Raw genomic sequence first — 6,951 nt, 5'->3', positions numbered from 1 at the left:
AAAAAAGTTTATCCTCATATCTGCTCATTTCTTGAATCAACAGGAACGCTTTCGTTTTGTTCAGTTTTCAAAGATCATTTTTTGCTGTTTTTAACAGCGGCTTAATCAATATACACCCAATCAGTAATGAAGTCAAGTTCTTTTTTTAAAATCAATCTTTCAAAACAGCGACGAATCAAATAATATCACGGCCAGTTATTTTTGTCAACAAAAAAATCATAAAAAAGGTTAGTTGTACAATTAAATGCAACGGTAGAAAAAATAAAAAACCATAGACAAACCGTGTTATGATTAACTCGACGAAAAAACAATCAAACGGAGGGGTTATCTATGGTTCAATGAAAGTCTACCATAACCAAACGAACTTTTAAACACCTCACCCCGTTCGATCGCGGTAAAATTGCTGTGCTTCATGCAGAAAGAAAATCACCGCGGGAAATCGCAGAGGCCATTGGTTGTCACAAGAGTACGATTTCTCGCGAATTAAACTGCGGCACTACTAGACAAATGAAATCAGACCACAACTTTTTCGAGACTTATTTTCCAGAAACAGGTCAAATTCGTTACGAGGAGAACCGTAAAGCCTGTGGTGCTAAATTAAAACTTGATTCAGCCTTTGACTATATCCAATTTGCAGAGAAAAAAATCTTGGAAGATGATTGGTCTCCCGATGCCGTTTGGGGACATGCTAAACGAACAAACAAGTTTGATCAAATCGTCTGTACAAAACCCCTTTATAACTATATAGACAAAGGGCTAATCAAGGTTAAAATCATGGATCTACCAATGAAAATGCGATTCAATACGAAAACCAAACGTATACGCAAAAACAAGCGCATCTTAGGTCAAAGTATTGATGAACGACCAGAAGAAATCAAACAACGGCAAGAATTCGGGCATTGGGAAATCGACACAGTCAGTGGCAAAAAAAGCAATGATCAAGTGCTCATGACACTTACTGAAAGGAAAATTCGCAATGAGATTATTTTCAAGGTTAATGCCAAGAATAGCGTGTCGATTAACAAGATGATTGCAGGATGAAGAACAAACTATGGTACAAAATTCGACCAAATATTCAAGTCCATTACTTCGGACAATGGATCTGAATTTGCAGAACTCAGCCTCTCTGTAAAGGAAATTGATACGAAGATTTATTATACTCATCCTTATAGTTCTTGTGAGCGCGGCGCGATTGAACGGCACAATGGCTTAATCAGACGCTTTATTCCCAAAGGAAAAGCCATATATGCGACCATAGCTTATGCCCAAAATTGGTGGAACCCATTGCCAAGGAAAATACTCGGATATAAAACACCTGAAGAATGTTTTCAGGAAGAGCTTTCCCGATTAGCTTCCTGAAACTGGAGGAAGGTGTCTAGCAACTTGACATCGAGCCTCCAGCAGGCATGATTCCCCAGCAGGAAGCCAGCTAGAAGGAAGCTGGCTGAGCCCAACAAGGCTACCATGCCTGCCCCTCCCTATAAAGTTGGCCATTTTATAGCTTTATCGTCGTAAACCGTTAGTCTAGTTGATTATCCAATTTTCTCTAAATAAGTGTTGCATTTAATATTACAATTTAGACCAATTCTTTTTATAAATTTCTGTAATAAAAATGGACAAGCAAGAATCTAATAGAATCAAGAGAGAAAAGAAGGGCAGGGAAATAAAAAATGGAACTTGAATTGATGCTCATTTCTTACTTTCTAACTCTTTTTCATTTTGCATACGGCTATAAAGAAGCATTAAGAATAAGCGGGGAAACAGCCAAGGTCAACGGCTGGACGGTTATTTTTTCGTTTCCGCTCGGTTTTATCTTCGCATTTTTCACAAATTATTTTTACCAACAATTATCCTTTTAAAATGGATATTAGTTAACTGAATGAAAACTAAAGCAAAAAGGACAAAAAGACATTTGAGAAAAGAAAAAAACCTTGATTTTCAAGGTTTTTTTCTATGGAGCATAGGGGGCTCGAACCCCTGACCTTCGCGCTGCCAGCACGACGCTCTCCCAACTGAGCTAATGCCCCTCTATTTTTTTCAGTCACAACAATATTATAACGCGAAGTTTTTTTTAATACAAGTCAAAAATACAGAATGTGATGTGGAATGGACGTTGCTGAATGAAGCAGAGAAACGTAATGCCTCTGAAAAATAACAAAGTCACCAAATAGCAATATGCGGCCACATGTTTTGAATAAAAGAAAGTATCGACCGAGCTAGCTGAACGGCTGTGCATAAAAAAAGATGGAACGCTTTTCTCTAATTGCCGATTTAACATATCCACTTCTTCATCCGTTCCCCCACTATCAATTTACCTAATACCCCTTTCCCCTTTTAAACAGTACTGGCTTGTGCACTTTTCTACATCCTCCTCATGAAGGAATGATTTTTCATAAAAGGAACGAAAGCTGAATCAGCCCATATAATGGATAAAGAGGAGGAACGAAAATGATCGTGATAAAAAATATGCCGAAAACGTTTAAAGAACTGAAAACATTTTTTCCTAACGTTAAAGAGCAGGAAATCGTTGAATGGATGACAACCCATCGTAAAATGTACCAATTTGATAATATGAAGCAGTTAAAATTCGAAGTTCTGTTTCGCCTGCAAACCGTAGCAGCAGCTATTGAACTTTTAAAAAGCAGGGCAAAATTTGCTACATTTGAGCAATCGTATTGCAATGAGCGCTTTTGGAATCTCAATAATAAAGGGGCATTTTTGCTGAAAAGCGATGTTCAACCAGCTGATGGAATCAGAGACATTTTTCTTAACGGATCAAAATACGCATTTGAATGCGCAACCGCGATTGTGATCGTATTCTATAAAGCCGCTCTTGACTCAATAGGAGATGAACCGTTCAACTATTTATTTCAAGATCTTGTGTTGTATGATTGGCATTATGACAAAGATTTAGGCATCCATACAACATCAGGCAATGATTTTGTTCCGGGGGATTGCCTCTATTTTAAAAATCCGGATTTCAACCCGGAAACGCCTCAGTGGCGGGGAGAAAACACCATTTTCCTCGGGAACAATCTACATTACGGACACGGAATCGGCATCCGTCAGGCAGAAGGAATTATTGAGGCTTTAAACAGACAACGCAAAGAACAAGCAAATGAATCAGCTTATTTATTAAACCAAGTGACGAGGCCAAACTACAAATATTTATCAGGCTATCAAAGAACTTCTCAGCAGAGAGGAGAAGCGAGTATTCGAGCAAGAGTCGGCCAGTCTTTCTATACCTTTTAAAGAGGGCGCACAGGCTACCCTCTTAATATTTTGGCATAATATGTACGTTGTCTGGGGCCATCAAATTCGCAAAAATAAATGCCCTGCCAAGTACCAAGAAGCAATCTTCCTTCCGTTATGATCACATGCTGCGAAGCGCCAACAGTACTCGCTTTCATATGGGATGCCGTATTCCCTTCGATGTGGCGATCAAGCCGGTGCTCCCAGGGAAACACTTCATCAAAGCGACGGATCATATCCCGTTTCACATCGGGATCCGCATTTTCATTTATAGTAATTCCAGCCGTTGTATGCGGGCAGTAAACGATCACAGCACCTTCATCAACCCCACTTTCATCAACAAATTGTTGAATTTCATTTGTAATGTCAATCAATTCATCGTGCCGATTTGTTTTCAAATGAAATTGTTTTAACATCCCGATTCCCCTTTCATTTTAAAAGTTCACTTGTTTTTCAAAAAAACAAGCGGGGCGGCTATCTCAACAGCCTGCCCCGCTTTTATCCATTTTACTCTTCTTGTGACGGTTGCAAGAAAATCCATACAAATTTAATCAATTCCAATAGCGAAATCAAAGCAGCGGCGACATATGTTAAAGCTGCGGCATTTAACACTTTATTAACCCCGTGCTCTTCTTCGTTTCGAATGAACCCTTCACTTACCATTATCGCTTTCGCTCTTGAGCTGGCATTAAACTCTACAGGGAGCGTGACGAGCTGGAACAGAACGGCCGCAGAGAAAAAGACGATTCCTAATCCCAACAGGTTTAAGCTGTGAAGCAAAAAACCGGCCAAAAGCAAGAACGGCGCAATCCCAGACGCAAAGTTCACGATCGGAAACATTTTATGCCTTAAAACAAGCGCACCGTAGCGTTCTTTATGCTGAATCGCATGTCCGCATTCATGAGAAGCAACGGAAATTGCCGCGATTGAGCTGCCAAAATAAACCGGCTCTGATAGACGAACAACGCGGTGTATCGGATCGTAGTGGTCTGTCAAAGTTCCGCGTACAGGTTCGACAGGAATATCATATAAACCATTTTGATCCAATATTTTCCGCGCAACTTCCGCTCCCGTTAAATGGCTCGAAGCTTGGACTTTCGAAAATTTTGAAAAGTTCCCTTGTACTCGAAACTGCGCCCAAATCGATATTCCGAAAGCAATGAAAATCAGAATATCCATTGGATGAAAAAACATTTTCATCTTCCTCCCGATAAAATATTAACTAACAATAATATATCAATTTTTTGCTCTGTTCGTACAGAATTTTGATTTCATTAAATCAAAAAGAAAACATAAACCTTTATCACCTATTTTACGGTGATACGGACGATTACATGCAAACCGCTTGACAAAATATGAACAGCACCGCCTGCCTTTAATCATTTCCTGTAAAACGAAAACTGTCCATACTTCTATTACGGAAACGAATGCGAAAGGTTTCATGACCATAATTATTTTTGTACATACTAATACGGAATCGGTTTGGTTCCAATTTGAACTGCCAATCTAATGCTTTAAAGCTTAATCGGTGCCGGCTGTAAGCTTGACCTCTTCATTAGTTGATGAAATTGAAGAATTTACCCTGCTGCCGGTATGTACATCTTCTCAAAAACAGCGTATATCCTTCTTCGACAACTTAGATTGAAGCAAGTTTCTGAAATATCTACAAACAACAGGTTTTCTTAATTATCGCTCTTAATTTTATTATACATTATGACACCGAAAGGAGGAAGCACGGGGGTGTGTTTCGCTAACATTAGCGCCCATTCCTTCTCCACCTTTACTTTTTTTATCCGCCTTCTCCTTTCCGAGGTGGGGTATCCTGTGCGAATTTAGATGAAGCTCACCAAAGATGAAAAAAATCAGTTAAGCACATCGATCGATAAGATGAACGAAGCACTGGATGTGTTCATCGAACTGTATAATGAGTCGGAAGAAGATCTGAACATCATCGAGTTGGAGGAGCAAACTGTTCAAGCTATTAAGTTTGCCATGGAAACATACGGTAAAGAGGCTGTAACGAAAAAAATCAATACAATTATCAGGGAAATTTTTTCTTTTGTCGCCGAGACGAAAGGGAGTTCAACATGAAATCAATGAAGCTCTGGATTCAATATTTAAAATGGCCGATCTTTCTCCGTATGTGCGTGATCGCCCTGTCCATTTTAATTTTGTTCGGCTATCTCATTTCATGCATTGAACCGAAGGAATTCCCGACTCCTTTTGAAGGAATGTGGTGGGCGCTTGTGACAATGTCCACAACAGGATACGGCGATTTCGTTCCGAAAACTTTTTTTGGACGTGTATTAGGGATGCTTTTAATTTTTACCGGTGTTGGTTTCTTGACTTCCTTTTTCACCCATTTGTCCGCTGCAGCTGTGAAAAAGCAAAATGCGTATATTGACGGAACATTGCCGTTTAAAGGGCATAACCATTTTATCATTGTCGGCTGGAATGAAAAAACAAAAGAAATCATAGAAACTTTAAAATCAGTCAGGCCGTACAGCCAAATAGTTCTTATCGATCAAACATTAAATAAATCTCCTTATATTGACAACATGATTCATTTTATTAAAGGAAACCCCGCAGAAGACCGAACGTTAATAAAAGCCAACATAGGAGAAGCGAAAGCCGTCTTCATTACAGCAAATCAACATAAAAATGAAATGGATGCCGACATGCTTTCCGTACTGGTACTGATAACAATCAAAGCACTAAATCCATCCGTTTTTACCATTTGCGAAATGATGACGAAAACGCAAGCATTAAACGCCAAAAGGGCCGGAGCCGATGAAATTATTCAATCCTTTCAAGTGACAAGCCAAGCCATGATAAACAGTTTCCTTTTCCAAAACAATTTTTCAAAAGTTGTCTTTGAACTTTCCAAAACATACGGGACGCATCTCGTGATGGAGCCGGTTCCAAAACAACATATAGGGAAAACATTCCAACAATTGCATGACAATATGTTCCAACAAGGCACCATTCTGATCGGCATAAATAGACGGGAGGAAATTTTTCTTAATCCCCCCCGTCAACTGACGTTGATCGACAAAGACCTCGTTATTGCGTTGAAGAATTAAGGAGATTCTTTTCCAGTTCCTGTACAAGTGATTTTCCTAAATCAACATATTTGTCCGGCACTTCTGCGTCTTTGTCGGCCGGCTCTGCAAATTGGTTCATGGCCGCTTGAACATTTCCAACAAAAGAATGATCGTCGAGCCCCTCTTGATATTTGTGGGCAAGAAGAAACGGACGGCCGATCTCAACAGAAGTCCCGTGGGAGTCTAGTTGTCCGTCCACTGCTCGAAAGGGGATCCGCAAAAAATGATACCCGTCCTCAATCCCCATCTGATAGTCGAAATAGCCGTGATCATATTCCCAGTTTCCGCCGATTGAAAACCCTTTTGGTTTTAACTCCTCTTCCAATTGGTAAAGTGGAAATGTTTTTCCTTCCAGAGAAGATGCAATTTCAATCATGTTATAACCCCTTCCTGCTGTTTTGTTATTATATTTGCCTATTCGTTCAAAAGTAGTCATAAAAAAAGAGGATAAACGGCTTATGGATTGATCGGAAATCCTTTCATAAAGGTTACATGATTGACAGGATCTATCTAACAATCTGTACTTGAGCAAATTTACTAACATAAATTTACAAATAAACATAAAAAGAGACATGAACCGATTCCTTGGTTAGAA

At 39.4% G+C, this 6,951-nt stretch carries 7 protein-coding genes, 1 tRNA gene and 1 pseudogene; 5 read left to right on the top strand and 4 right to left on the bottom strand.

The features are described 5' to 3' along the window. The first annotated feature begins 351 nt into the window (after positions 1-351). A pseudogene (locus AC0KTX_RS16265) lies at positions 352-1,359 on the top strand (IS30 family transposase). 311 nt (positions 1,360-1,670) lie between these two features. Beyond that, positions 1,671-1,859, top strand: coding sequence for a hypothetical protein (locus tag AC0KTX_RS16260; RefSeq protein ID WP_474253118.1), 189 nt, complete (start codon positions 1,671-1,673; stop codon positions 1,857-1,859). A 95-nt stretch (positions 1,860-1,954) separates the two neighbouring features. Here AC0KTX_RS16260 and AC0KTX_RS16255 read toward each other — a convergent pair. Then, positions 1,955-2,027: transfer RNA gene (locus tag AC0KTX_RS16255), tRNA-Ala, on the bottom strand. Between the two features lie 421 nt (positions 2,028-2,448). Between AC0KTX_RS16255 and AC0KTX_RS16250 the strand changes: the two genes are divergently transcribed. Then, a complete protein-coding gene (locus AC0KTX_RS16250) occupies positions 2,449-3,252 on the top strand; it encodes a protein-glutamine gamma-glutamyltransferase (protein ID WP_474253117.1) in 804 nt (267 codons plus the stop codon). Between the two features lie 14 nt (positions 3,253-3,266). Here AC0KTX_RS16250 and AC0KTX_RS16245 read toward each other — a convergent pair whose 3' ends face one another. Further along, positions 3,267-3,668 (bottom strand): secondary thiamine-phosphate synthase enzyme YjbQ, encoded by a 402-nt coding sequence (locus AC0KTX_RS16245; RefSeq protein WP_474253116.1) that lies wholly within the window; start codon positions 3,666-3,668, stop codon positions 3,267-3,269. 91 nt (positions 3,669-3,759) lie between these two features. After that, positions 3,760-4,431, bottom strand: a complete 672-nt coding sequence (locus tag AC0KTX_RS16240; RefSeq protein ID WP_474253119.1) for a zinc metallopeptidase — start codon at positions 4,429-4,431, stop codon at positions 3,760-3,762. Between the two features lie 657 nt (positions 4,432-5,088). Between AC0KTX_RS16240 and AC0KTX_RS16235 the strand changes: the two genes are divergently transcribed. After that, positions 5,089-5,343 (top strand): hypothetical protein, encoded by a 255-nt coding sequence (locus AC0KTX_RS16235; RefSeq protein WP_474253115.1) that lies wholly within the window; start codon positions 5,089-5,091, stop codon positions 5,341-5,343. Continuing rightward, positions 5,340-6,335: a potassium channel family protein gene (locus AC0KTX_RS16230; RefSeq protein ID WP_474253114.1), complete on the top strand. Its 996-nt coding sequence runs from the start codon at positions 5,340-5,342 to the stop codon at positions 6,333-6,335. The genes AC0KTX_RS16235 and AC0KTX_RS16230 overlap by 4 nt, the downstream gene beginning before the upstream one ends. On the opposite strand, the gene AC0KTX_RS16225 is transcribed toward AC0KTX_RS16230, so the two are convergent. Further along, the gene (locus AC0KTX_RS16225; RefSeq protein WP_474253113.1) at positions 6,316-6,732 is read right to left on the bottom strand and encodes a YugN-like family protein; all 417 of its coding nucleotides are present in this window, start codon (positions 6,730-6,732) and stop codon (positions 6,316-6,318) included. The genes AC0KTX_RS16230 and AC0KTX_RS16225 overlap by 20 nt on opposite strands. Between the last annotated feature and the right edge of the window lie 219 nt (positions 6,733-6,951).

The organism is Aeribacillus sp. JST-2 (assembly GCF_056032925.1).
The sequence above is the reverse complement of the archived record's forward strand: the minus strand, read 5'-3'. Positions and strand labels throughout refer to the sequence as shown.

Coding starts and splice junctions, on each gene's coding strand:
- AC0KTX_RS16260 (WP_474253118.1), top strand. CDS start 1,671: ATGGAACTTGAATTGATGCTCATTTCTTACTTTCTAACTCTTTTTCAT.
- AC0KTX_RS16250 (WP_474253117.1), top strand. CDS start 2,449: ATGATCGTGATAAAAAATATGCCGAAAACGTTTAAAGAACTGAAAACA.
- AC0KTX_RS16245 (WP_474253116.1), bottom strand. CDS start 3,668: ATGTTAAAACAATTTCATTTGAAAACAAATCGGCACGATGAATTGATT.
- AC0KTX_RS16240 (WP_474253119.1), bottom strand. CDS start 4,431: ATGGATATTCTGATTTTCATTGCTTTCGGAATATCGATTTGGGCGCAG.
- AC0KTX_RS16235 (WP_474253115.1), top strand. CDS start 5,089: ATGAAGCTCACCAAAGATGAAAAAAATCAGTTAAGCACATCGATCGAT.
- AC0KTX_RS16230 (WP_474253114.1), top strand. CDS start 5,340: ATGAAATCAATGAAGCTCTGGATTCAATATTTAAAATGGCCGATCTTT.
- AC0KTX_RS16225 (WP_474253113.1), bottom strand. CDS start 6,732: ATGATTGAAATTGCATCTTCTCTGGAAGGAAAAACATTTCCACTTTAC.